A 22,542-nucleotide genomic window follows, 5' to 3' on the forward strand; every position below is an offset into this window, starting at 1 on the left:
CTGCCTGACGGCGGTATCCAGTCCGGCAGGCGCTCACCCTGGCGCTCGGTGAGCATGGCCGCAGGCCGCACCGCATCGCCGTGTGGGGCGGTGACAGGAACCACACAGGGCCCGTTGTCGACCATGACGAATTCACAGATAAGGTGAGCCTTGCCTAATGGCAACAGAGTGGTGTCACAAAGGAGTTCTGTCATGTTCCCTCGGCGTCGCGGCCCGTCCGCCCTCGCTTTCGCCGTCGCCGCGGCGCTGATCCTCGGGGCGTGTGGCGGTTCCGCCGACGACGGCAAGGACGCGGGATCGGGGGGTGGTGACAAGAAGGCCGTGGCGCAGGGCGGCAAGGACTTCGGGGCCGCCGCGCAGAAGACCGCGGCGATGGGCACCGACGCGAAGCCGGGCCAGTGGCCGCGCACCGTCCGGCACGCGATGGGCAAGACCGTGATCGAGGCCCAGCCCAAGCGCGTGGTGGTCCTGGACGTCGGCGAGCTGGACAACGTGGTGTCGCTGGGCATCAAACCCGTCGGGATCGCCCCCACCGAGGGCTCCCCCGAACTGCCGTCGTACTTGAAGAAGGACGCCGGCACGCCGAAGAACATCGGCACCATCAACAACCTCAACCTCGAAGCGATCGCCGGTCTCCACCCGGACCTCATCCTCGGCAGCCAGCTGCGCGCCGCGGACAACTACGACGAGTTGTCGAAGATCGCCCCGACCGTCTTCTCCATCCGGCCCGGCTTCACGTGGAAGGAGAACTACCTCCTCAACGCGTCGGCCCTCGACAAGACCGCGGAGGCCAAGTCGAAACTCGCCGCGTACGACCTCAAGGTCAAGGCACTCGGCACCGCACTCGGCGCCGACAAGCCGACCGTCTCGATGGTGCGTTACCTGCCCGACGGCCTGATCCGCCTCTACGCGAACGCCTCCTTCATCGGCACCATCCTCAAGGACGCCGGCATTCCCCGCCCGAAGAACCAGGACATCGAGGACCTGGCCGCCGAGGTCAGCGCCGAGAACATCGACCAGGCCGACGCCGACTACATCTTCACCGGCGTCTACGGCGACGCGAAGGCCACGGACAAGTCCCGTGCGCAGGGCAACCCGCTGTGGAAGAACCTCAAGGCGGTCAAGGCCGGGCACGCCTATGACGTACCGGACGAGACCTGGTACCTCGGGCTCGGTGTCACCGCGGCCGAGCAGGTCGTCGCGGACTTGGACAAGTACCTGACCAAGTAGGCGACCGGTGCTCCCGGCCCACCTGAACGACGTGAATCACACGCATCACATGAAGAGGTAGCGCATGTCCCATACCCGGCGCCGGGTCGTCCGGCTGGCCGCGGGCGTGCTCCTGCTGCTTCTCGCCGTCCTGCTCAGTCTCGCGGTCGGCAGCCGCCAGATCGCCCCCACCGAGGTGTTCGACGCCCTGCTGCACGGCGGGACCAGCGACAACGTCCAGGTCGTGCGGGCCCTGCGGGTGCCCCGCACGCTCATCGGTGCGATGGTCGGCCTCGCCCTGGCGGTCGCCGGCGTGGTCATGCAGGGCCTCACCCGCAATCCGATCGCCGAGCCCGGCGTCCTCGGCGTCAGCCAGGGCGCCTCGCTCGGCGTGGTCTGCGCGATCGCGTTCTTCGGGGTGCACACGCTCAACGGATACGTCTGGTTCGCCTTCGTCGGCGCGGGGCTCGCGGCGGTGGCCGCGTACGCGGTGGCCAGCGGAGGACGCGGCGGCGCCTCCCCGGTGAAACTGGCCCTGGCCGGTGCCGCGATGAACGCCTTTCTCGCCTCGGTGGTGTCCGGAATCGTCACTGCCGATGCCCAGGTCCTGGACGAGTTCCGCTTCTGGGACGTCGGCTCGATCAGCGGACGGGACGGTTCTGTCGTCGCGCAGACGTGGCCGTTCCTGGTCGCGGGGCTGCTGCTGGTCGCCATCACGGTCCCCGGCCTGGACGCGCTCGCCCTGGGTGACGACGTGGCCCGGGGACTCGGCCACCACGTCCTTCGGGTGCGGATCCTGGGTGCTCTCGCCGCGACCGTGCTGACCGGTGCCGCGGTGGCCGCGGCCGGTCCCATCGCCTTCGTCGGGCTCGCCGTGCCGCACATCGCCCGAGCTCTGGTGGGCTCCGGCCATCGCTGGGTCCTTCCCATGGCCGCCGTTCTGGGGCCCTCGGTGATCCTGGTCTCGGACGTGCTCGGGCGTGTCCTCTTCCCGCCCTCGGAGGTCCCGGTGGCCGTGATGACGGCCTTGTTGGGCGTGCCGTTCCTGGTCGCGCTCGTACGGCGGAAGGCGACGGTGGCGGTATGACGCAACTCGACCGGACCGACACGGCGACGGCCCGCCCCGTCGGCTACTCCGTCGTCCGCGTGCGCGACAACAGCTTCCTGCTGCACCGCAGGGGCGTCGTGATCGCCGCCGTTCTCACGGTCGCGCTGGCGGTGACCGTCGTCGCGTCGCTCTGCGTCGGCGAGTCCTTTGTCTCCCCCACCGAGGTCGTCCGCGTACTGCTCGGGAAGCCGAGCCCCGACGAGCTGGTCGTGGGCACGCTGCGCCTGCCCCGCCTGGTGACCGGTCTGCTGGTCGGCGCCGCCTTCGGGATCGCGGGGGCGCTGGTCCAGACGGTCGCCCGCAACTCCTTGGCGAGTCCGGACGTCATCGGCGTCACACACGGCGCCGGCGCGGCGACCGTGACCGCGATGACCTTCGGCGTCACGTCCCCCGCCACGCTGCCGTACGTCGCGATCGTCGGCGGGCTGTCCGCCGCCGTGCTCGTCTACGCCTTCGCCTGGCGCAGGGGCCTGCACGCCACGCGGTTCGTGCTCGTCGGGATCGGTGTCTCGATCGCGCTGGGCTCGCTGACCCGGCTGTTCCTGACCAAGGGCGACTATCTGGTGGCCCAACAGGCCAAGGTGTGGCTCACCGGCTCTCTCAACGGACGCGGTTACGACCAGGCGGCGCCCCTTGCCCTGACCATGCTCGTGCTGCTCCCGCCGCTGCTGTGGGCCGCCCGGGCCCAGCGGGCGGTGGCCCTGGACGACGACACGGCCACCGCCTTGGGTGTCCCGCTGGGTCGCGTACGGCTGGGTCTGACCGCCCTCGGCGTGGTGCTGGCATCCGTCGCGACGGGGGCGGCCGGGCCCGTCGACTTCGTTGCGCTGCTGGCGCCCCAGATTGCCCGTCGCCTCACCCGTACCGCGCAGATCCCTCTGCTCTGCTCGGCGTTGACGGGTGCCCTGATCGTGACCACGGCGGATCTGCTGGCCCGGCGCATGTTCTCCCCCACCGAACTGCCGGTCGGCGTGCTGACCGCGGCGGTCGGCGCGCCGTATCTGATGTGGCTGATCGCCCGCACGCGGGGCCGCGGCGGGGTCACCGCCTGAGCACCCCACCTGCCGTGGTCAGCGAGCGAGGAACGCCCCCGGAGCGGCTGTCCGAACGGGCGGTGCCGCCGTCCGCGCATGGAGCGTGGGGCATGGATGTGACACGCGCGGCCTGCCCTCAGGAAGCGATGTTCGCAAGGTGAGCGAGGTTTGCCTCATCGTCTCCACGGTCCAGCCGTCCTCTCGCATTCGGCACGGAAGCCGCCGGGGCGGGTCCATTCCCGTCGGGCCCCTGAGGAAAGTGCTGCCGCGCCGGTAGGCCCGCAACTTGACACGGTGGTCGTGCCCGTCGGCGGGGGTCAAACCGTGCCGGGTGGACTCGTCCAATTCCACGACGATCCGCCCCGCGCGCACCGGGCAGCGCACCACCTCAGGGGCGAGTCGTCGGGTCAGCTCACGCTCCACCTCGACAGGCGGGGGCACTGCCCCGGGCTGGAAGAGGGGCCCCGCCGGGCGGGGTGCCGACGGGGCCGGGGATTCACCGGTGCTGTTCACCAGCGGTGTGGATTTATGGGACGACGATCCCGAATGCCTGGTCTACCCACTTGTTTGGCATTCCGGTGATGACGTGAGTGGTGTCTGCGCGGTTTCCGCAGTCAGGGTGCGGCCAGTACGAGATGCGGATCCCGTATTCGAAGGACGTGTACTGGAGAGTTGCGGCCGGGACAAGCTTGGTGAGGTCCAGGTCTTTGTCCTCCAGCTCGACGCAGTATTTCCCGACGGCAGGCTTCGTGACGTTTGCTGATTCCCTTGGCCCGGTTGATACTTCCGTCTGCGTTGACCACGGCGGCTGCCTGCGCGTACGGGGTCGTCGCCTGGGCGCCGGGCGCGACTGCTGCTCCCGCCACCCCGGCGCACCCCTCCGGCCACGAGACTGAGCGCCGCTGCCGCCCAGACTGCCGTGCGGGTTCTCCTGCTTCTGTTTTTGAGCATGCGGAGTGAGTCCTCTCAAAGGAAACGTCCGCCGACTTCAACAAGCCCGGCCACTACGGACGCGAAGAGGAAGCTCACCGCAAGGCGCTCAGGTATCACTTAACCTCGATCTTTCGCGAGGGTCTGCCGACGGAGTCGGTGGACCCTTTCGTTTTCTGGAGCTGATGGTGGGCAGGTCGGCGGCCCGGCTGTCGCGTCGGGTGGGCGCCGGGTTCCACTGCCCGGGGCGGGTTCTGTGTCGTCGGGAGGGCGGTGAGTTGCCGGTCAGCCGGGGTTGGACAGGAGCGCGAGCCGTCCGAGTGCGGCGGTGATCTCGCCGGTCCAGGGCCAGTGCTGGGCAAGGCGGAGGATTCTGCGCCGGCCGGTGGTGACGAGCTGGGCGGCCGACGAGAACAGGCGGAATCGCAGGCGGCGAGGTTCCCAGAGCCGGGCCTTGCCGGTCGCGATCACCAGTCGGACAGCCCATCTCGCGAAAGCGCGAGGCTGACGTGCTTCGACTCACCGTCGCTGTTCGCCGTCACCGCAGGGGGAGTGAGCGTCAGGATCGACGTGCACGTCTGCGGATGAGACACGCAATGCCTGGCGCCAGTAATCAGTGACCATGCGGCGCAGACGTGGGGTGTCGACGGCGTGGGGGTCGAGGAGGCACTGCAGTCCGATCCCGCGCAACTGTCCGACGACCGCGACGGCGACGTCGCCGGGATCGACGTCCGGACGCACGTCGCCGTCGGCGATTCCGGCGGCGACGTCGGAGCGCAGGTCGGAGCGGAATGCCTCGTCGCGCTCGCGGAAGATCGGGGCCAGTTCCGACGCGGTGGGCGCTTCGGCCCACAGCAGAAGGAAGGCCCGGTGCATCGTTCCGATGTCCCCGAGGGCGCCGACGTAGCCGTCCACGAGGCGCAAGAGCCGGTCCAGCCCGGGGCGGAGGTCCGCGAGCCCGGGGACGAAGCCGGTTTGTGTCGCGCGGGCCAGTCGTTCGACAAGGGCCTGTTTGGACCCGAAGTGGTGGGTGACGATCCCGCGGCTGTAACCCGCTTGTTCGCCGACCCGCGCCAGCGTCAGCGACCGCACGCCGTGCTGAACGACCAGTTCGGCAGCGGCGTTGAGCAGCGCGGCTTCGGCCTGGGCTCGGCGCTCCTGCTGGGTACGGCGAGTGGTGACCATGCGGACACCTTAACAAGTAACTTGCGTGTTGACCGACAAGTATGTGAGTGTGGCCGCTCCGCGCAGGCTGACCTGGAGGCTCAATGATCGAGATCGATGACCGCGACCTGGACGCGCTGCTCGCAGAGGACCCGGGCGGTCCCGTGGTGATGCTGAACCTGCTGCGTTTCCGCCCGGACGGCGGCCGCGAGAGCTATCAGCGCTACGCCGATGCCCTCGGCGCGGCGATCAACGCGCGGTACGGGCTGCAGGTGGAGTATCTGGGCGACGGCGGGCGTGCGCTGGTCGCCGAGGACGGGCAGGCATGGGACATGGTCGTGCTGGTGCGCTACCCGACACGGCAGGCGTTCGTGGACATGATCCGCGATCCCGAATACCGCGCGGTGGCCCACCTGCGCAGCGAGGCGCTCGTGGAAGCGGTCCTGCAGCCGACCTCGCCGATCGGGGCGTGAGCGCGGTGCCCACCGTCTTCGTACATGGCAATCCCGAAACGGCGGCGGTATGGGACCCGTTGCTCGCTGAGCTCGAACGAGCAGGTTCGCCACGTGCCGGGCTGATCTGCCTCTCGCCGCCTGGATTCGGCGCACCCCTGCCGACCGGGTTCGGCGCGACTGTCGGCGAATACCGTGACTGGCTGATCGGCGCATTGGAGAGCTTCGGGGAACCCGTCGATCTGGTCGGCCACGACTGGGGTGGCGCACACGTGGTGAACGTCGCCATCAGCCGGCCAGAACTGCTGCGCAGCTGGGCGAGCGACGTCGTCGGGATCTTCGACCCCGACTACGTCTGGCATGAACGCGCCCAACGGTGGCAGACCCCGGGAGACGGAGAAGCCGACGTCGCCGACCGGTTCGGCGCTACCGTCGAGACGCGCACCAGGACGCTCGTTCAGCGCGGCATGAGCGTGCCGGTGGCCGAGCGGATCGCCGTGGCGCAGGACGAGACGATGGGCCGGGCCGTGCTCGCGCTCTACCGCTCCGCCGCGCAGCCAGTGATGGCCGAGCTCGGCCGGGACGTGGAACATGCGTCGCAGCGGCCCGGCCTGGCGATCCTCGCTACCGAGGACCACATGGTCGGTACCGACCGGCAACGCCGACGCGCAGCCCGTCGCGCGGGCGCCCGCGTTGAGACTCTGGACGGACTCGGCCACTGGTGGATGACCCAGGACCCCGCACGTGGAGCCCGCGCCCTGACCACGTTCTGGGCCCGGTGCTGATGGCCGAAGGCAGGGAGCTTCGGCCGCCACGGTCGTACCGTCGTATCCCGCCCGCCGATCACGGCGTTCAGCGGCCAACTGCTTCACACCGCAGCATCACGACGTCCGCGAGGCAGTCCCCGCCGAGTGCGACCGCCAGAGCGACGTCCAGGAGGATCTTGCCGGGATCACTCAGGGCCCGACGCTTCCGCCACGGAACCAGGGCTGCGGACGTCGCCGCAGCCAGACCGGTCAGAGGCACTTTCTGCTTTCGCGATCACCAGTCGGACAGCCCATCTCGCGAAAGCGCGAGGTTAAGAGGCCGGAACGCGGTTCCTACGCGACCTCGGACCGGGGTGGTCCGTACGCCGAGCTGTACGGCATCCAGGCGTCCTCCTATCGGAACGAAGCCCGTTGCCGAACATCGCCGTACGGAGAACAAGCTTCCCAAAACGTCAGAGTTCAGAGCCTGACGATGGCCATCAACAGCTCCAGGTTGGAGAGCAGCAGGCGTCCAGGCCGCTGTGTGCCGGTGTCCGGGACAGCTGCCCGGACGACGGGCTGGTCGCCCTTCTCCACGGTCACCTTCGTACCGTCGAACTTGGGCGACTCCTCGGCCACGACCGAACGCAGCTTCGCCGCGGCGCGGTCGGCGGTTGCCTCGTCCTTGGCTACAAGGCACAGCACCTCGGTGTTCTTGGCGGCGGAGGCAGCCTGCTGGCCGACGGCTGAGAGGCGCACCGGCTTGGCGGCGGTGAGGGAAAGGAAGTCGGCGCGGTACACCTCGCCCAGGCACTCTGCCACGCGTTGGTACTCCTTCTTGTCGGCCAGCGAGGCGCCGTCTTTCGGGGTGACAGCCGCCATGGAGACGTCGCCCCGGGCGGTATAGGAGATCTCGTCGTTGGAGATCTTCAACGACACCCCCTTCCTGCCGGACTGTGTCCACGTCTCACCGTCCGTGCTCTGCTTGTATCCGTTCGACTTCAGCGAGGTCGTGATGGCTGACGCGTCGAACGTGCCCTCCCAGTGGCCGGCGGAGTCGGTGTCCACAGCCGTGTCGATCTGGGTCACCTTCAGCGCCTCGCCCCACGGCGGGGGCTGGTACGCGCTCAGCAGGCCGCTCGCCGGCTGGCCGAAGGAGCCGACGCGTATCTGACCGCCCTTGCTCAGCTCCTGCGCCTTCGCCGCGTCGAGGTAGGTGACCTGCTTCGCACTGTTGCCGCGAGCCAGGGCGCCGAGCCCCTCCAAGACTTTGGAGTCGGTACCGGCCTGGCCCGAGTCGGCCGAACAGCCGGTGTTCACAGCAAGGAGGACGGCGAGAGCGGTGGCACCGAGGACAGACCTGCGCGCTGTTGTGGGCATGACTAGGGAGCTTAGCGGCACGCTCGGACAGCGCCGACATCGCCGTTGACTGCCCGTGGGACCAGTCGTGACAGCGGCAGGGTCATACCGAGTTCCCGCACGGCGGTTGAGGGTGGGCCGCTTCGGAGAGCCCTTGCGGGTAGGCAGTCGGTCCAGGCTCTGGCGGGCGTGGTCGAGACTGCGATGGCCTCCAGCCACAGCCGTTCGGAGGGTCCGTCCGACTCTGCGCCTGGTCAAGGGTCACCGGTGCTCATCGCTCGGGGTCGGACCAAGTCGCCACGAGTGCAAGCCGATCTGGAAAGCGGTGACCGGGGACCATCTCCTGGGTGGTTTCACCGTTGAGCCAGCACACCTGCTCGGGTCCGCCGTCACCGGTGTCGAAACAGGTAGCACCGACACTCCCCCGGCCCGGGTTCACCCCGAGCTGTTGGCCGTCCTCCCCGATCTGCTGCGGGCCCTGTGCGAGGGGCGTGGGCACGGTGCCTTGTGGGTCCCCGCTAGCGCTCCGTGGCGTGCGAGCGGGTGCCGACGCGGTGCTGAACCCAGTCGTGGAACTCGGCGATGTGGTGCTCGCTGGGCACCAGGACCCCGCCCTTGGCGTACAGGCGCGAGCTCATCGCCGGCTGGCAGCGCTCACAGGCGTCAAAGTCCTGCCGGTTGACCCGGTCGAAGAGTTCCACCGAGCGGCCGACGTCGCGGCCGCTCGCCACGACGCCCTTCAGATACAGCCAGTCGCACTCCACGATGGTCCGGTCGGCGGCCACCGGGTACATCCGATGGAAGATCACGTGGTCGGGTACCAGGTTGATGAACACCTGAGGCCGCACCGTGATCGCGTAGTACCGGCGGTCCTGCTCGCCGGAGACCGTGGGAATGCGGTCCAGGCCTGCCGAGCCGTCGACGGTGAACCCCTGGACCTCCTCACCGAACTCGGCACCGTGGCCCACGTAGAACTGCGCCGCGTAGCCGTCGGCGAACTCCGGGAGCACCTCGGTCAGTTCGGGGTGGATGGTCGCGCAGTGGTAGCACTCCATGAAGTTCTCGATGATCAGCTTCCAGTTCGCCTTCACGTCGTAGACGATCCGCCGGCCGACCTCCAGAGTCTCGATGCCGTACCGGTCGATGGACTCCACGTCCCCCAGGCGCGCCACCACGTCCTCGATCACCGACCCCTCGAACGAGGGCGGGTTCTCGGCCAGGCACACCCAGACATAGCCGAGCCACTCGCGCACCGCCACGCTCGCCAGGCCGTACTCGGTCCTGCCGACGTCCGGCATCCTCGTCAGGTTCGGAGCCGCGACGAGTTTGCCGTGCAGGTCGTAGGTCCAGGCGTGGTACGGGCATTGGAACGCCCGCTTCACCTCGCCCGACTCCTCGGTGCACAGCTTCGCGCCCCGGTGCCGGCACACGTTGAAGAACGCGCGGACGGAGTTGTCCCGTGAGCGGGTCACCAGGATGCTCTCCCGGCCCACGTCCACGGTCCTGAACGCACCCGGCTTCGCCAGATCCGAGGAGCGGACGGCGCAGAACCACATGGACTCGAAGATGTGCTCCTGCTCGAGGCGGAAGATCTCCGGGTCGGTGTAGTGATCGCCCGGGAGGGTCGCGATGAGGCTCGCCGGCAGGGCGGTCTCAGTCATAGAGAACTCCTGAGGTTGCTTTATGCGCAACGTGTACCTGTCTACGCAACAAACAGTGCAGCCCGCCCGAACCACTGTCAAGAGGTCGGCGACGCCGGACCGACCCTTGACTACAGGCCATCCCGCACAGGACGATGTTGCGTATTAGTCCCACTGTTGCGCGATGCGCATCCTCCGGGAGGACTCAGTGTCTCTTCGACCGCACCCCGACCGTGAGTTCGTCCTCACCCTCTCGTGCCCCGACCGCTCCGGCCTCGTCCACGCCGTCACCGGCTTCCTCGTCCGGCACTCCGGCAACATCCGGGAGAGCCAGCAGTTCGACGACCGGCTGCAGGACCGCTTCTTCATGCGCGTGCACTTCGACGTCTCGGATCCGGCCACGTCGCTGGACGCCCTGCGGTCCGGATTCGCCCCGGTGGCGGAGGCCTATCGGATCTCCTGGCAGCTGTACGACGCGTCGACACCGACCCGTACGCTGATCATGGTGTCGAAGTTCGGTCACTGCCTGAACGACCTGCTGTTCCGGTGGCGCACCGGCGCGCTGAACATCGAGGTGCCGGCGATCGTCTCCAACCACCGGGAATTCGAATCGCTCGCCGAGAGCTACGGAATCCCGTTCCACCACATTCCCGTGACCCGGGAGACGAAGGCCGACGCGGAGGCGAGGCTGCTGGAGCTCGTCGAGGAGCTCGACATCGACCTGGTGGTCCTCGCCCGCTACATGCAGATCCTGTCGAACGATCTGTGCAAGCAGCTCGAAGGCCGGGCGATCAACATCCACCACTCGTTCCTGCCGGGTTTCAAGGGCGCCCGCCCGTACGTCCAGGCGCACGAGCGCGGCGTCAAGCTCGTCGGGGCGACGGCGCACTACGTCACCCCGGACCTCGACGAGGGACCCATCATCGAGCAGGACGTCATCCGCGTGAGTCACTCCCAGAGCCCCGACAGTCTGGTCGCCCTGGGGCGCGACGTCGAGGCACAGGTCCTCGCCCGGGCCGTGGAGTGGCACAGCCAGAGCCGAATCATGATCAACGGAAATCGCACGGTCGTCTTCCGCTGACCGGTATTGGCCTGTTCGCCTAAGGTTTCGCCATGAGCAGCTACGACACCGGGTCCGCAGGCACGTCGAGCGGCGGTGTGCAGTCCGTCGACCGGGCTGTCACCGTGCTGGAGATCCTGGCCCAGCGCGGTGAGGCCGGCGTCAGTGAAGTGGCCGAGGCCATCGACGTCCACAAGTCCACCGCTTTTCGCCTGCTCGGCGCGCTCGAGGCACATGGGATGGTCGAGCAGGAGGGCGAGCGCGGGAAGTACCGCCTCGGCTTCGGCATCGTGCGCCTGGCAGGTGCGGTCACGGGACGCATCGACGTCACCAGGTACGGGCGGAGGATCTGCGAGCGTCTCGCCGAGGAACTGGGCGAGACCATGAACATCGCGGTGCTCGAGTCCCACCATGTGATCAACCTCGACCAGGTGCGTGGCCAGTCCGCCATCGCCGCGCAGAACTGGGTCGGGCGGCAGACGCCGATGCACTGCACGTCGAGCGGCAAGATCCTCCTGGCCCACCTGGCACCCGAGCGTCGCGCCCAACTCATCGCCGAGGCCGGGCTCGCCCGCATGACAGCGCACACGCTGACCTCCAGAGCGAAGCTGGAGGCGGATCTGGCCGAGGCCCGCGAGCGTGGCTACGCCATGACGGTGGAGGAGTACGAGGAGGGCCTCAACGCCATGGCCGCTCCCGTCCGTTCGAGCGACGGCGAGACCATCGCCGCCCTCACCGCCTCCGGGCCGGCCTTCCGCCTCACCGAGCAGCGGATACATGAACTCGCACCGGTGCTGATCGAGGCCGCGGACGAACTCAGCCACCGTCTCGGCCATCTGGGCTGACGTCCGACCGGCGCATCCTGGTGGCTTGAGCGAAACGAACAGCACCACGGACGGCGGTTAGTGACACGGATCCAGTCTCTGTATCACCCACCGCCGTCCGTGCGATTCCGCGGGTCTCAGCCGCTCCACTCCACGGCCGCGTCCAGCAGCCAGTCCGTCAGGTAGCCGGCGAAGGACGAACGGACCAGCACCCAGAACCCGGCCCGGGCTTCGTCCCGGGCGACCAGCACGACCTGGGTACGGCCCAGGGTGGTCTGGGCGCAGCGTCCGGGCCCGAAGGCGCGCGGGTGCAGGTCCAGCGCGCAGCCGTGGGCCAGCAGGTCGCGGGCGCGAGGGCCCGAGACCAGGAGTGTCGTGCGCTGGGCGGAGACATCGATGACGGACACGTGCTCGTCACCGGCCGCCTCACGGATCCGGCTCTCGACGTCCCGCTGACCGCCCGGCGGGCCCACCACGAGCCACTCGTCGGGGCCGAGCCACACAACAGCCAGCTCCCCGGCGCGTACTGCGGTGTCGGGTTCGACGGGCAGGTGGACGCCCAGCGCTGCCCCGACGGCGTCGGCCGCCGCTCCCTTGGCGTCGAGGCGCACATTGATCTGGGTCAGGAAGGGGAGTTCGGCGAGCCGGATCGCTCCCGATGAGGTGCGGGTCGCGGTGGCCAGGCGGTCGGCGACCTCCGACAGAGGGCTGCGGAGCGGGGCGGTAAGGGCGGTGTCAGCCATCGCGGCGGGCTCCCTCGGGGTCGTAGAGGACGGGGCTTGCGACGGTCACCGGGACCAGCCGGTCGCCCACCGGGGCGTACAGCCGCTCTCCGATGCGCTCCCGGCCGCCCTTGAGCAGGGCGAGGGCGAAGGTCCGGCCGAGCGCCGCGCTGCGGTAGCTGGAGGTGACATGGCCGAGCATCGGTACGGGCGGCGCGGGCAGCACGCTGTCGGCGACGAGGTGCGTGCCCTCGGGGAGGAACGTGCCCGGGTCGTCGGGGAGCAGGCCGACCAGGTGCTTGCGGTCGGGGCGGACGGTGTCGGCGCGGGCGAAGGAACGCTTGCCGATGAAGTCGGGCTTCTTCTTGGACACCGCCCAGCCCATGCCGAGGTCCTGCGGTGTGACCGTGCCGTCGGTGTCCTGGCCGACGATCGGGTAGCCCTTCTCGGCCCGCAGGACGTGCATCGTCTCGGTGCCGTACGGGGTGATGCCGTGCGGGGCACCGGCCTCGTACAGCGCCTCCCACAAGGCGAGGGCGTGCCACGGCGACACGTTGATCTCGTAGGCCAGTTCGCCGGAGAAACTGATCCGGCACACTCGCGCGTCGATGCCGGCGACGGTCGTATCGCGCCAGGCCATGAACGGGAAGTCCTCGTTGGCCACGGCCAGTCGGGGTGCGAGCGAGCCGAGGACCTCGCGCGAGCGCGGGCCGACCAGCGCCACGGTGGCCCACTGCTCGGTCACGGACGTGCAGTGGACGCGTAGTTCGGGCCACTCCGTCTGCAGCCATTCCTCCATCCAGTCCAGTACGGCGGCCGCGTTGCCGGTCGTGGTGGTGGCCAGGAAGCGGTCCTGGGCGAGGCGGATGACGGTGCCGTCGTCGAAGACCATGCCGTCCGGGCGGCACATCACGCCGTAGCGGATCATGCCGACCTTCAAGGTGCTCATCATGTTGGTGTAGAGCAGGTCGAGGAAGGTGCCGGCGTCCGGGCCCTGGACGTCGATCTTGCCGAGGGTGGAGGCGTCCATGAAGGCGACGCCCTCACGGGCGGCCGCACACTCACGCAGCACCGCCGTTTCCATGTCCTCACCTCCCTGCGGGTAGTACCAGGGGCGCTTCCACTGGCCGACGTTCTCCAGGAGCGCGCCGTGCGCGACATGCCACTCGTGCAGGGCCGTCGTGCGGATCGGGTCGAGCAGCGCCCCCCGGTCGCGGCCGGCGAGGGCGGCGAAGGAGACCGGCGTGTAGGGCGGCCGGAACGTGGTCGTGCCGAGCGCGGAGATGTCCACGCCGAGCAGTTCGGCGACGGCTCCACTGGCCAGGACGCCCGAGGTCTTGCCCTGGTCGTTGGCGGTGCCGGCCGTGGTGTAGCGCTTGGTGTGCTCGACCGAGCGCATTCCGGCGCCGGTCGCGCGGGCCAGGTCGTCGATGGTGACGTCGCGTTGCAGGTCGACGAAGCGTGGGGCGCCTTCACGGCCCGGGACGGTGAAGACCTGCATGGGAGGCGTCTGCGGCTGGACGGACACCTGTGGGAGGCGGGGCGTCTCGGCGGTGTAGCCCTCGGCCTCGATCGCGCGGGCCCCGGCGGCGGCCCCTTGGGCGAGGGTCCTGGCCAGGTCGAAGACGCCGCTCGCGCTGCCCGCGACCTCGACCAGCTGGCGGGCCGCGTCGGGGACGAAGGTGCCGAGTTCCTCGTCGTAGCGCAGGGTGCCGCCCGCCTGGCTGAACAGGTGCGCCACGGGGTTCCAGCCGCCGGAGACCAGCAGCAGGTCGGCGGGGAACTCCCGTCGTCCCGCGGACTCCCCGTACGGCGCCACGGTCACGGAGGTGAGGCGCGGGGCGCCGTCCGTGCCGGTGACGGCGTGGCCGGACAGCACCTCGATGCCGGCCTGTCGGGCACGCTCGGCCCACTCCCCCGGCTCGGTGCGGGTGTCGACGATCGCCGAGACGGCCACGCCTGCCGCGGCGAGGTCCAACGCGGCCGCGTAGGCGCTGTCGTTGGTGGTGAGGACGACCGCGTGGCGGCCGGGCAGGACGCCGTGGCGGTTGACGTAGGAGCGGGCCGAGGCGGCCAGCATCACGCCGGGGCGGTCGTTGTCCGCGAAGGCCAGCGAGCGCTCGTGGGCTCCGGTGGCGAGGACGACCCGGCGGGCGCGGATACGCCAGACGCGTTCGCGGGAGACGTTGTCCGGGGCCTGGGCGCCGAGGTGGTTGGTGCGGCGTTCCACGGCCAGCAGGTGGTTGTCGTCGTAGTAGCCGAAGACGGTGGTGCGGCGCAGCACGCGGACGTCGGGGGCGGCGTCGAGTCGGGTACCGGTTGCGTCGACCCAGTCCAGGAGTTCACCGGTGCCGAGGAGGCTGCCGCCGAGGTCCGGGTGGTCGTCGGCGAGGATGACGCGGGCGCCGCTGCGGGCGGCTGCCGACGCGGCGGCGAGACCCGCGGGGCCGGCGCCGACGACCAGCAGGTCGCAGTGGGCGTGCACGGCGTCGTAGCGGGCCGGGTCCGGGTCGGTGGCGAGGCGGCCCTGGCCGGGGAGACCGCTTGCGACCAGGCCGTCGTAGAGCTCGACGGTCGTCGCGGGGAGCATCGGCTCGGGGAAGGGGGCCTCGATCTGGATAACCGCGTTGGGCTCTTCCACGCCGGCCGAGAAGATGCCTCGGGGACGGCCGAGCTTGATGCTGGTGCCGGTCTGGATGACGCCGTTGGCGAGGAGGGCGGAGGCGAGGGTGTCGCCCTGGTAGCCCTGGTATGCGGTGCCGTCGAAGGTGAAGGTGAGGGGTTCGTCGCGGGCGATGCGGCCGCGGGTGGGGTGGCGGAACGGCTGGATTGTCTCGCCCCCGCCGCCCCTACCCGTCCCGTCCTCCAGGGGCACCGCCCCTTCGGCCCCGCTGGGGGCTGCGCCCCCAAACCCCCCTTCGGCCTGGACGGCCTCGTCCTCAAGCGCCGGACGGGCTGAACGGACTGAGCGCTGCTCAAAAGTTGCCGGGCGCTCCTCCCCCGCCCGATAGACAGCCAGGACCTCGTTCGTCGCCGTGTCCCGCACCGCGTTGAACCACTTGCGGCAGCCCGCCGCATGGCTCCAGCGCTCGGCGAACGGGCCCTTCGTGTTGTCGCGGAAGAAGAGGTACCGGGCCCATTCCTCGTCGGCCAGGGCCGCGGGGTTCTCGGGATACGGCACGTGGGCCTGGCCGCCGTAGTGGAACTCGGCCTCGTCGCGGGGCCCGCACCACGGGCAGGGGATCAGCAGCATGGGTTCGGCTCCCTAGTGGGCCACTGCGGCCGCGCCGTGCTCGTCGACGAGCGCGCCGGTGGTGAAACGGTCGAGCGAGAAGGGGGCGTTGAGGGGGTGGGGGGTGTCATGGGCGATGGTGTGGGCGTAGACCCAGCCGACGCCCGGAGTGGCCTTGAACCCACCCGTGCCCCAGCCGCAGTTGAGGTAGAGGTTGTCGACGGGGCTGAGGCCGACGATCGGCGAGGCGTCGGGACTGACGTCGACGATGCCGCCCCAGGTGCGCAGCACATGGGCGCGGGCGAAGACCGGGAAGAGCTCCAGGGCCGCCGCCATCTGTTCCTCGATGATGTGGAACGCGCCGCGCTGGGTGTACGAGTTGTACGAGTCGATGCCCGCGCCCATCACCAACTCGCCCTTGTGCGCCTGGCTGACGTACACGTGGACCGCGTTGGACATGACCACCGTCGGGTGCACCGGCTCCAGCAGCTCGGAGACCAGGGCCTGCAACGGGTGGCTCTGGATGGGCAGTTCGATGCCCGCCATGGCCGCCAGTACGGAGGTATGGCCGGCCGAGCAGAGGGCGACCTTGCCCGCCGCGATCGGGCCCCGGGTGGTCTGGACTCCGACGACCCGGCCGCCGACCACGTCCAGGCCCGTGACCTCGCAGTTCTGGATGATGTCGATGCCTGCCGCGTCCGCCGAGCGGGCCAGGCCCCAGGCCACGTGGTCATGCTTGGCGATGCCCGCACGCGGCTGATAGGTGGCGCCCAGGACCGGATAGCGCACGTCCGGGGAGATGTTGACGATCGGGCAGATGTCCTTGACACCGTCCGCGTCCACCCACTCGGCGTCCACGCCGTTCAGGCGGTTCGCCTCGACCCGGCGCACGCTGTCGCGCACGTCCTGGAGGCTGTGGGCGAGGTTCAGTACTCCTCGCTGGGAGAACAGGATCGGGTAGTCCAGCTCCTCCGCCAGGCCCTCCCACAGCTTGAGCGCGTGTTCGTAGATGCCGGCGCTCTCGTCCCAGAGGTAGTTGGAGCGGATGATCGTGGTGTTGCGGGCCATGTTGCCGCCCGCGAGCCAGCCCTTCTCCAGTACGGCGACGTTGGTGATGCCGTGGTTCTTCGCCAGGTAGTGGGCGGTGGCCAGGCCGTGGCCCCCGCCACCCACGATGACGACGTCATAACCGCGCTTCGGCTCGGGGGTGCGCCACAGCCAGTCGGGGTGTTCGGGGAGCTCGGCCCCGGGGGTGCGGGGGCTCATCGGGCGTCTCCCTCTTCGGACAGGTGCGGGTAGAGCGGGTGCTTGGCGGCCAGTGCCTCGGTGCGGGCGCGCAGGGCGGCCACGTCCGGCACGGGCTGGAGCGCCAGCGCGATCACGTCGGCGACCTCGGCGAAGTCCTCCTCGGTGAGGCCGCGGGTGGCCAGCGCCGGGGTGCCGATGCGCAAGCCCGAGGTGACCATGGGCGGGCGCGGGTCGAAGGGCACGGCGTTGCGGTTGACGGTGATGCCGATCTCGTGGAGGAGGTCCTCGGCCTGCCGGCCGTCCAGCTCCGAGTCGCGCAGGTCGACCAGGACCAGGTGCACGTCCGTGCCGCCGGTCAGCACCCGGACCCCGGCCGCGGCCGTGTCGGGCTGCGTGAGGCGCTCGGCCAGGACGCGGGCCCCGGCCACCGTGCGGGCCTGGCGTTCGGCGAACTCCGGTGACGCCGCCACCTTGAAGGACACCGCCTTCGCCGCGATGACGTGCTCCAGCGGACCGCCCTGCATGCCGGGGAACACCGCCGAGTTGATCTTCTTGGCGAGGTCGGCCTCATTGGTGAGGATGACCCCGCCGCGCGGGCCGCCGAGCGTCTTGTGCGTGGTCATGGTGGTGACATGGGCGTGCGGTACGGGGTTCGGGTGCAGCCCAGCCGCCACCAGACCCGCGAAGTGCGCCATGTCGACCATCAGCAGGGCGCCCACCTCGTCGGCGATCCGCCGGAAGGCCGCGAAGTCCAGCTGCCTCGGATACGCCGACCAGCCCGCGATGATCATCTTGGGGCGGTGTTCCTTGGCGAGCCGCTCGACCTCGTCCATGTCGACGAGGTTGTCCGTCTCGGACACGTGGTACGGCACGACGTTCAGCATCTTGCCGCTGTAGTTGATGCGCATGCCGTGGGTGAGGTGCCCGCCGTGTGCGAGGTCGAGGCCGAGGATGGTGTCGCCGGGCTGGAGCAGCGCGAAGAAGACGGCGGTGTTCGCCTGGGCGCCGGAGTGCGGCTGGACGTTGGCGAACCCGGCGCCGAAGAGGGACGTGACCCGCTCGATGGCGAGCCGCTCGGTGACGTCGACGTGTTCGCAGCCGCCGTAGTAGCGGCGGCCGGGGTAGCCCTCGGCGTACTTGTTGGTCGCGACCGAGCCCTGGGCCTCCATCACCGCGGTGGGCGCGAAGTTCTCGGAGGCGATCATCTCCAGGGTGGACTGCTGGCGGCGCAGCTCGGCGCGGAGGGCCGCGTGGACCTCGGGGTCCAGCTGCGCCAGGGGGGTGTTCAGCGCGTTCATACGGCGTTCGCGTTCCTCTCGGCGGCCTCGACGACATTGGCGAGCAGCATGGCTCGGGTCATGGGGCCCACGCCCCCGGGCATCGGCGCGAGCCATCCGGCGACCGTGGCGGCCTCCGGGTGCACATCGCCGACCAGCCCCTGATCGGTGCGGGTGATGCCGACGTCCAGGACGGCCGCGCCGGGGCGCAGCATGTCCTTGGTGATCAGCCCGGGCGAGCCGGCGGCCGCGATGACGATGTCCGCCTCGCGTGTGTGCCAGGCCATGCCCTTGGTTCCGGTGTGGCAGAGGGTGACAGTGGCGTTCTCGGACCTGCGGGTGAGGAGCAGCCCGATGGGACGTCCCACGGTGATGCCGCGTCCGATCACGCACACGCGGGCTCCCGCGAGCGGCACGTCGTGGCGGCGCAGGAGTTCGACGATGCCGTGCGGGGTGCAGGGCAGCGGGGCGTCGGCGCCGAGGACGAGCCGGCCGAGGTTGACGGGGTGCAGGCCGTCGGCGTCCTTGGCGGGGTCCATGCGTTCCAGTACGGCGCCCGCGTCCAGGTGGCGCGGCAGCGGGAGTTGGACGATGTAGCCGGTGCAGGCCGGGTCGGCGTTGAGTTCGTCGATGACGTCCTCGACCTGTCGCTGCGAGGCGTCGGCCGGCAGGTCCCGGCGCAGCGAGGCGATGCCGACCTGCGCGCAGTCGCGGTGCTTGCCGGCGACGTAGGCACGGCTGCCCGGGTCGTCGCCGACCAGGACGGTGCCGAGCCCGGGCGGGCGGCCGCCGGTGGCGGTCAACTTGGCCACCCGCTCGGCGAGTTCGCGGCGGATGTGGGCGGCGGTCGCCTTGCCGTCCAGCAGGTGTGCGGTCACCGGTGGTGGTCCTTCCCTGCGGTCAGCCACGGAGGCGGGACATGGTCGGGTCGAACAGGGGCTCCTCGGCGACCACTGCCTCGACGCGCTGGTCGAAGTAGCCGATGTGTACGGGGGTGCCGGGGGTGGTGAGTGCCGTCGGCAGCCACGCGTAGGCGATGCCCTTGCCGATCGTGTAGCCGTAGGCGGCGCTGGTGACGTAGCCGACCGGGCGGTCGCCGTCGTACACGGGCTCCTTGCCCATGACGACGGCCCGCGGGTCGTCGATCGTCAGGCAGGTCAGTTTCCGCCGTACGTCGGCCTTGCGGCGCTCCAGGGCGGCCTTGCCGATGAAGTCGTCCTTGTCGGCCTTGACGGCGAAGCCGACGCCGGCCTCGTAGGGGTCGTGCTCGTAGGTCATGTCGGTGCCGAAGGAGCGGTAGCCCTTCTCCAGGCGGAGGCTGTTGAAGGCGCCGCGGCCGGCCGCGATGCCGCCGAGCGGCTCGGCCGCCCGCCACAGGGTGTCCCACAGTTTCTGGCCGAGGTCGGCGGTGGTGTACAGCTCCCAGCCGAGTTCGCCGACGTACGACAGGCGCATCGCGGTGACCGGGACGGAGCCGATGTGGGCGCGCTTGGCGCGGAAGTACTTCAGGCCGGTCGCCGAGAAGTCCGCGTCGGTGAGCGGCTGGAGGACGTCGCGGGCGAGCGGCCCCCACAGGCCGACGCAGCAGGTGCCGGGGGTGATGTCGCGGACCTGGACCGTGCCGTCGGCGGGGAGGTGGCGGGTGAGCCAGTCGAGGTCGAGGTTGCCGTTTGCGCCGACCTGGAAGAGGTCGGGGGCCAGCCGGGCGACGGTGATGTCGCTGCGGATGCCGCCGTCGTGGTCGAGCAGCAGGGTGTACGTCACCGAGCCGACGGACTTGGCGACCTTGCCGGTGCACAGCCGCTCCAGGAAGTCGGCGGAGCCGGGGCCGCTGACCTCCAGGCGTTTGAGGGCCGTCATGTCGTACATGGCGACGGTCTCACGGGTGGTCTGGGCCTCGGCGCCGACGACGGGCGACCAGTAGCGCGCGGCCCAGTCGTTGGGCGTGACGAGGGAACGGCCTTCGACCAAACCCGCGTTGGCCTCGTACCACTGGGGGCGCTCCCAGCCGTTCGCCTCCAGGAAGAAGGCGCCCAGCTCCTGCTGGCGGGCGTGGAACGGGCTCGTGCGGATCGGGCGCGGGTCCCCCGACGGCTGGAGGGGGTGCAGGATGTCGTAGACCTCGACGAAGTTCTGGCAGTCGCGGGCCAGCACGTACTCCGGGGAGAGCTGGTGCGGCTCGAAGCGGTTGACGTCGCACTCGTGCAGGTCGAAGGACGAGCAGTGCCCGTCGACCAGCCATTCGGCCACGCCCCGTGCCACGCCCGCGGAGTGGGTGACCCAGACGGCCTCGGCGACCCAGAAGCCCTTGACGTCCGGGGACTCACCGAGGAGGGGCAGGCCGTCGGTGGTGAAGGAGAACAGGCCGTTGATGCCCTCCTCGATCTTGGCGTCCTTCGTCGAGGGGAGCAGGGACTGCGTTTCGGTCCAGGCGTCCGCGAAGTCGTCCTCGGTGAACTTCAGGACGGACGGCATGTCGTCGGCCTCGTCCACGGAGAGGATCTCGTCGGCGGTGAGGGGCATGGGGCGGTGGCCGTAGTAGCCGATGCCGATGGCGTCGAAGCGGTCCCGGTAGTACAGGTCGGCGTCCTGGTGGCGCAGGATCGGACGGACGGCCTCCGCGGTCTGGCCGGCCAGCGCCGGGACCGGGCCGGTCCAGGCGAGCTGGTGGGCCAGCGGGGTGAGCGGGAGGTTCATGCCGACCATGCGGGCGATCTTCGGGCCCCAGATGCCGGCGCAGCACACGACGATGTCGGCGGGGATCTCGCCCTGGTCGGTGAGGACGCCGGTGACCTCGCCGTCGGCCTGCGTCACGTCCAGTACTTCGTGGCGGGCGAGGAAGCGCACGCCACGCTCGGTGGCCCGGCGGATCTGCGCCTCGACGCCGGGGACGGCCTTGGCGAGACCGTCCGTCGGAACGAGGAGGCCCGCGAGGACCTTGTCCGGATTGACGAGCGGGTGCTGTTCGACGCACTCCTCGGTGCTCAGCAGCCGGCTCTCGATGCCCCAGGAGGTGAGCCAGCCACGCCGGCGGTGGAGTTCCGCCACGCGCTCCGGGGTGGTCGCCACTTCGAGGCCGCCGACCTGGAGGAAGCAGGGTTGGCCGTCGACGTCGAGGGAGCAGAACTTCTCGACCGTGTAGCGGGCCAGCTCGGTCATGGTCTTGGAGGGGTTCGTCTGGAAGACCAGGCCCGGAGCGTGCGACGACGATCCTCCGGTGGCGGGCAGTGGGCCCTGGTCGACCACGGTCACTTCGGTCCAGCCTCGCGCGGAGATCTCGTCGGCCAGCGCCGCTCCCACGACGCCCGCTCCGATGATGACCACCCGGGGTCCCGCCATCGCCGCACCTCCGACATTGAAAGCAATCCAGTTGCTGTCTACGCAACATGGTTCAGGTTGCGCAACTCAATGTGCCCGCCGTGGGGATGGGTGTCAAGAGGTCCGCGACGCCGGAAAACCACCGCGGACACGGCTCGGAGAACCACTGCGGACATGACGCGGCCCGGCAGGCTGACAACACGGCCTGCCGGGCCTTTTCTGGCGGATTCCCAGGCGATCGAGCGCCCTACTTGATCCAGGCGTCGACCTTGTCGCGGTTGGCCTCGACCCACTTCTTCGCCGCGGCGTCGGGCGACATCTTGTCCACCGCGATGTACTTGGCCACCATGTTCTGGTCGTCGTTCGTCCAGTTGAACTTCTTCACCAGGTCATAGGCCGGGCTGCCCGACTTGGCGAACTTCGCGCTGACGATCTTGTCGAGGTCGTAGACGGGATAGTCGCAGGCGACCTTCGCGGCATCCGCGTCGCAACCCGTCTTGTACGCGGGCAGGTTGACCTTGACCAGCGGCACCTCGGACAGGAACCACTGCGGCTCGTAGAAGTAGCCGATCACCCACTGCTTGTTCTTCTCGGCGTTCCGGTACGCCTGGATGAGCGCGGTCTCGCTGCCCGCGTACACCACCTTGAAGTCCAGCTTCAGGTTCTTCACCAGCGCCTCGTCGTTGGTGACGTAGGACGGGTCGCCGTCCAGGAGCTGGCCCTTGCCGCCGGACTCGGAGGTCTTGAACTTGGCCGCGTACTTGTCGAGGTTCTTCCAGTCCGTGATGTCCGGGTGCGCCTTGGCCAGCCACGGCGGCACGAACCAGCCGATGACGCCCTTGTTGCCGGTGGAGCCGGCCTCCACGGCGGTCTTCTGCTGGGTGATGTACTTCTTCTTCAGGTCGTCGTGGCCCCAGTTCTCCAGGACGGCGTCGACCTCACCCGTCCCGAAGCCCTGCCAGGCGATCTCCTCCTTCAGGTCCTTCTTGTTGACCTTGCAGTGGAGGTCGTTCTCCGCGACGTACGCGACGACCGCTGCGTCCGCCTCGTAGCCCACCCACGGGTTGACCGCGAGGTTGAAGGTGCCGCACTTGCCCGAGCTGCCCGAGCCGGCGGTGTCGTCACCCACCTTCGCGCCGCCGCAGGCGGTGAGGGTGAGACCGAGGACCGCCATGCCGACCGCGCCGACTCGCCAGTGTCCTGCCATGGTGTGATGCTC

The 22,542-nt window shown here is 69.8% G+C and carries 17 protein-coding genes and 2 pseudogenes; 7 read left to right on the forward strand and 12 right to left on the reverse strand.

The features are described 5' to 3' along the window. Positions 1 to 192 precede the first annotated feature (192 nt). The 3 genes from ACFYRY_RS23310 to ACFYRY_RS23320 all read left to right on the forward strand — a co-directional run bounded on the left by ACFYRY_RS23310 (position 193) and on the right by ACFYRY_RS23320 (position 3,369). Positions 193 to 1,230 carry an ABC transporter substrate-binding protein gene (locus ACFYRY_RS23310; protein WP_389148759.1) on the forward strand — a complete coding sequence of 346 codons (1,038 nt, stop codon included), beginning with the start codon at positions 193 to 195 and terminating at the stop codon, positions 1,228 to 1,230. Positions 1,231 to 1,294: 64 nt separating this feature from the next. Further along, positions 1,295 to 2,296, forward strand: coding sequence for a FecCD family ABC transporter permease (locus ACFYRY_RS23315; protein WP_389148761.1), 1,002 nt, complete (start codon positions 1,295 to 1,297; stop codon positions 2,294 to 2,296). Beyond that, positions 2,293 to 3,369 (forward strand): FecCD family ABC transporter permease, encoded by a 1,077-nt coding sequence (locus ACFYRY_RS23320; protein ID WP_389148764.1) that lies wholly within the window; start codon positions 2,293 to 2,295, stop codon positions 3,367 to 3,369. The genes ACFYRY_RS23315 and ACFYRY_RS23320 overlap by 4 nt, the downstream gene beginning before the upstream one ends. A gap of 1,197 nt (positions 3,370 to 4,566) precedes the next feature. Here ACFYRY_RS23320 and ACFYRY_RS23325 read toward each other — a convergent pair. Together ACFYRY_RS23325 and ACFYRY_RS23330 are read right to left on the reverse strand one after the other, a co-directional pair. Beyond that, positions 4,567 to 4,755: pseudogene (locus ACFYRY_RS23325) on the reverse strand (transposase); the annotation flags it as partial. A gap of 45 nt (positions 4,756 to 4,800) precedes the next feature. After that, on the reverse strand, positions 4,801 to 5,466 hold the full coding sequence (locus tag ACFYRY_RS23330) for a TetR/AcrR family transcriptional regulator (RefSeq protein WP_389148767.1): 666 nt from the start codon (positions 5,464 to 5,466) through the stop codon (positions 4,801 to 4,803). 83 nt (positions 5,467 to 5,549) lie between these two features. Here ACFYRY_RS23330 and ACFYRY_RS23335 point away from each other — a divergent pair, with 83 nt between their 5' ends. Both ACFYRY_RS23335 and ACFYRY_RS23340 read left to right on the forward strand, forming a co-directional pair. After that, on the forward strand, positions 5,550 to 5,918 hold the full coding sequence (locus tag ACFYRY_RS23335) for a DUF1330 domain-containing protein (RefSeq protein WP_389148770.1): 369 nt from the start codon (positions 5,550 to 5,552) through the stop codon (positions 5,916 to 5,918). After that, positions 5,915 to 6,682, forward strand: a complete 768-nt coding sequence (locus ACFYRY_RS23340; RefSeq protein ID WP_389148773.1) for an alpha/beta fold hydrolase — start codon at positions 5,915 to 5,917, stop codon at positions 6,680 to 6,682. The genes ACFYRY_RS23335 and ACFYRY_RS23340 overlap by 4 nt, the downstream gene beginning before the upstream one ends. An 82-nt stretch (positions 6,683 to 6,764) precedes the next feature. On the opposite strand, the pseudogene ACFYRY_RS23345 reads toward ACFYRY_RS23340, so the two are convergent. The 3 genes and pseudogenes from ACFYRY_RS23345 to ACFYRY_RS23355 all read right to left on the reverse strand — a co-directional run. Further along, positions 6,765 to 6,914, reverse strand: a pseudogene (locus tag ACFYRY_RS23345) (IS1380 family transposase); the annotation flags it as partial. 209 nt (positions 6,915 to 7,123) lie between these two features. Beyond that, on the reverse strand, positions 7,124 to 8,023 hold the full coding sequence (locus ACFYRY_RS23350; protein WP_389148776.1) for a hypothetical protein: 900 nt from the start codon (positions 8,021 to 8,023) through the stop codon (positions 7,124 to 7,126). Positions 8,024 to 8,520: 497 nt separating this feature from the next. Continuing rightward, a complete protein-coding gene (locus ACFYRY_RS23355; RefSeq protein ID WP_389148779.1) occupies positions 8,521 to 9,663 on the reverse strand; it encodes an aromatic ring-hydroxylating dioxygenase subunit alpha in 1,143 nt (380 codons plus the stop codon). A 187-nt stretch (positions 9,664 to 9,850) separates the two neighbouring features. Between ACFYRY_RS23355 and purU the strand changes: the two genes are divergently transcribed. Together purU and ACFYRY_RS23365 are read left to right on the forward strand one after the other, a co-directional pair. Then, a complete protein-coding gene (purU, locus tag ACFYRY_RS23360) occupies positions 9,851 to 10,723 on the forward strand; it encodes a formyltetrahydrofolate deformylase (RefSeq protein ID WP_389148782.1) in 873 nt (290 codons plus the stop codon). 32 nt (positions 10,724 to 10,755) lie between these two features. After that, positions 10,756 to 11,547 carry an IclR family transcriptional regulator gene (locus ACFYRY_RS23365; protein ID WP_389148784.1) on the forward strand — a complete coding sequence of 264 codons (792 nt, stop codon included), beginning with the start codon at positions 10,756 to 10,758 and terminating at the stop codon, positions 11,545 to 11,547. A gap of 116 nt (positions 11,548 to 11,663) precedes the next feature. Here ACFYRY_RS23365 and ACFYRY_RS23370 read toward each other — a convergent pair whose 3' ends face one another. From ACFYRY_RS23370 to ACFYRY_RS23400, 7 genes are all read right to left on the reverse strand, one after another. After that, positions 11,664 to 12,269, reverse strand: coding sequence for a sarcosine oxidase subunit gamma (locus tag ACFYRY_RS23370; RefSeq protein ID WP_389148787.1), 606 nt, complete (start codon positions 12,267 to 12,269; stop codon positions 11,664 to 11,666). Then, complete coding sequence (locus ACFYRY_RS23375; RefSeq protein ID WP_389148790.1) at positions 12,262 to 15,501, reverse strand: sarcosine oxidase subunit alpha family protein; 3,240 nt, start codon at positions 15,499 to 15,501, stop codon at positions 12,262 to 12,264. The genes ACFYRY_RS23370 and ACFYRY_RS23375 overlap by 8 nt, the downstream gene beginning before the upstream one ends. Positions 15,502 to 15,513: 12 nt before the next feature. After that, complete coding sequence (locus ACFYRY_RS23380) at positions 15,514 to 16,746, reverse strand: sarcosine oxidase subunit beta family protein (protein ID WP_389148793.1); 1,233 nt, start codon at positions 16,744 to 16,746, stop codon at positions 15,514 to 15,516. Further along, on the reverse strand, positions 16,743 to 18,026 hold the full coding sequence (gene glyA, locus ACFYRY_RS23385) for a serine hydroxymethyltransferase (RefSeq protein ID WP_389148795.1): 1,284 nt from the start codon (positions 18,024 to 18,026) through the stop codon (positions 16,743 to 16,745). Before glyA ends, ACFYRY_RS23380 begins: the two co-directional genes overlap by 4 nt. Then, positions 18,023 to 18,883: a bifunctional methylenetetrahydrofolate dehydrogenase/methenyltetrahydrofolate cyclohydrolase gene (locus ACFYRY_RS23390; RefSeq protein ID WP_389148797.1), complete on the reverse strand. Its 861-nt coding sequence runs from the start codon at positions 18,881 to 18,883 to the stop codon at positions 18,023 to 18,025. Before ACFYRY_RS23390 ends, glyA begins: the two co-directional genes overlap by 4 nt. Positions 18,884 to 18,905: 22 nt before the next feature. Continuing rightward, on the reverse strand, positions 18,906 to 21,344 hold the full coding sequence (locus ACFYRY_RS23395; protein ID WP_389148799.1) for an FAD-dependent oxidoreductase: 2,439 nt from the start codon (positions 21,342 to 21,344) through the stop codon (positions 18,906 to 18,908). 226 nt (positions 21,345 to 21,570) lie between these two features. Then, a complete protein-coding gene (locus ACFYRY_RS23400; RefSeq protein ID WP_389148802.1) occupies positions 21,571 to 22,530 on the reverse strand; it encodes an ABC transporter substrate-binding protein in 960 nt (319 codons plus the stop codon). Between the last annotated feature and the right edge of the window lie 12 nt (positions 22,531 to 22,542).

It is taken from the genome of Streptomyces sp. NPDC005263, from assembly GCF_042872365.1.
In the GTDB taxonomy this organism is placed as follows: domain Bacteria; phylum Actinomycetota; class Actinomycetes; order Streptomycetales; family Streptomycetaceae; genus Streptomyces.

Excerpts from the sequence above, each read along its gene's own strand:
- ACFYRY_RS23310 (WP_389148759.1), top strand. The coding sequence starts at position 193 with ATGTTCCCTCGGCGTCGCGGCCCGTCCGCCCTCGCTTTCGCCGTCGCC.
- ACFYRY_RS23315 (WP_389148761.1), top strand. The coding sequence starts at position 1,295 with ATGTCCCATACCCGGCGCCGGGTCGTCCGGCTGGCCGCGGGCGTGCTC.
- ACFYRY_RS23320 (WP_389148764.1), top strand. The coding sequence starts at position 2,293 with ATGACGCAACTCGACCGGACCGACACGGCGACGGCCCGCCCCGTCGGC.
- ACFYRY_RS23330 (WP_389148767.1), bottom strand. The coding sequence starts at position 5,466 with ATGGTCACCACTCGCCGTACCCAGCAGGAGCGCCGAGCCCAGGCCGAA.
- ACFYRY_RS23335 (WP_389148770.1), top strand. The coding sequence starts at position 5,550 with ATGATCGAGATCGATGACCGCGACCTGGACGCGCTGCTCGCAGAGGAC.
- ACFYRY_RS23350 (WP_389148776.1), bottom strand. The coding sequence starts at position 8,023 with ATGCCCACAACAGCGCGCAGGTCTGTCCTCGGTGCCACCGCTCTCGCC.
- ACFYRY_RS23355 (WP_389148779.1), bottom strand. The coding sequence starts at position 9,663 with ATGACTGAGACCGCCCTGCCGGCGAGCCTCATCGCGACCCTCCCGGGC.
- ACFYRY_RS23365 (WP_389148784.1), top strand. The coding sequence starts at position 10,756 with ATGAGCAGCTACGACACCGGGTCCGCAGGCACGTCGAGCGGCGGTGTG.
- ACFYRY_RS23370 (WP_389148787.1), bottom strand. The coding sequence starts at position 12,269 with ATGGCTGACACCGCCCTTACCGCCCCGCTCCGCAGCCCTCTGTCGGAG.
- ACFYRY_RS23375 (WP_389148790.1), bottom strand. The coding sequence starts at position 15,501 with ATGCTGCTGATCCCCTGCCCGTGGTGCGGGCCCCGCGACGAGGCCGAG.
- ACFYRY_RS23380 (WP_389148793.1), bottom strand. The coding sequence starts at position 16,746 with ATGAGCCCCCGCACCCCCGGGGCCGAGCTCCCCGAACACCCCGACTGG.
- glyA (WP_389148795.1), bottom strand. The coding sequence starts at position 18,026 with ATGAACGCGCTGAACACCCCCCTGGCGCAGCTGGACCCCGAGGTCCAC.
- ACFYRY_RS23395 (WP_389148799.1), bottom strand. The coding sequence starts at position 21,344 with ATGGCGGGACCCCGGGTGGTCATCATCGGAGCGGGCGTCGTGGGAGCG.
- ACFYRY_RS23400 (WP_389148802.1), bottom strand. The coding sequence starts at position 22,530 with ATGGCAGGACACTGGCGAGTCGGCGCGGTCGGCATGGCGGTCCTCGGT.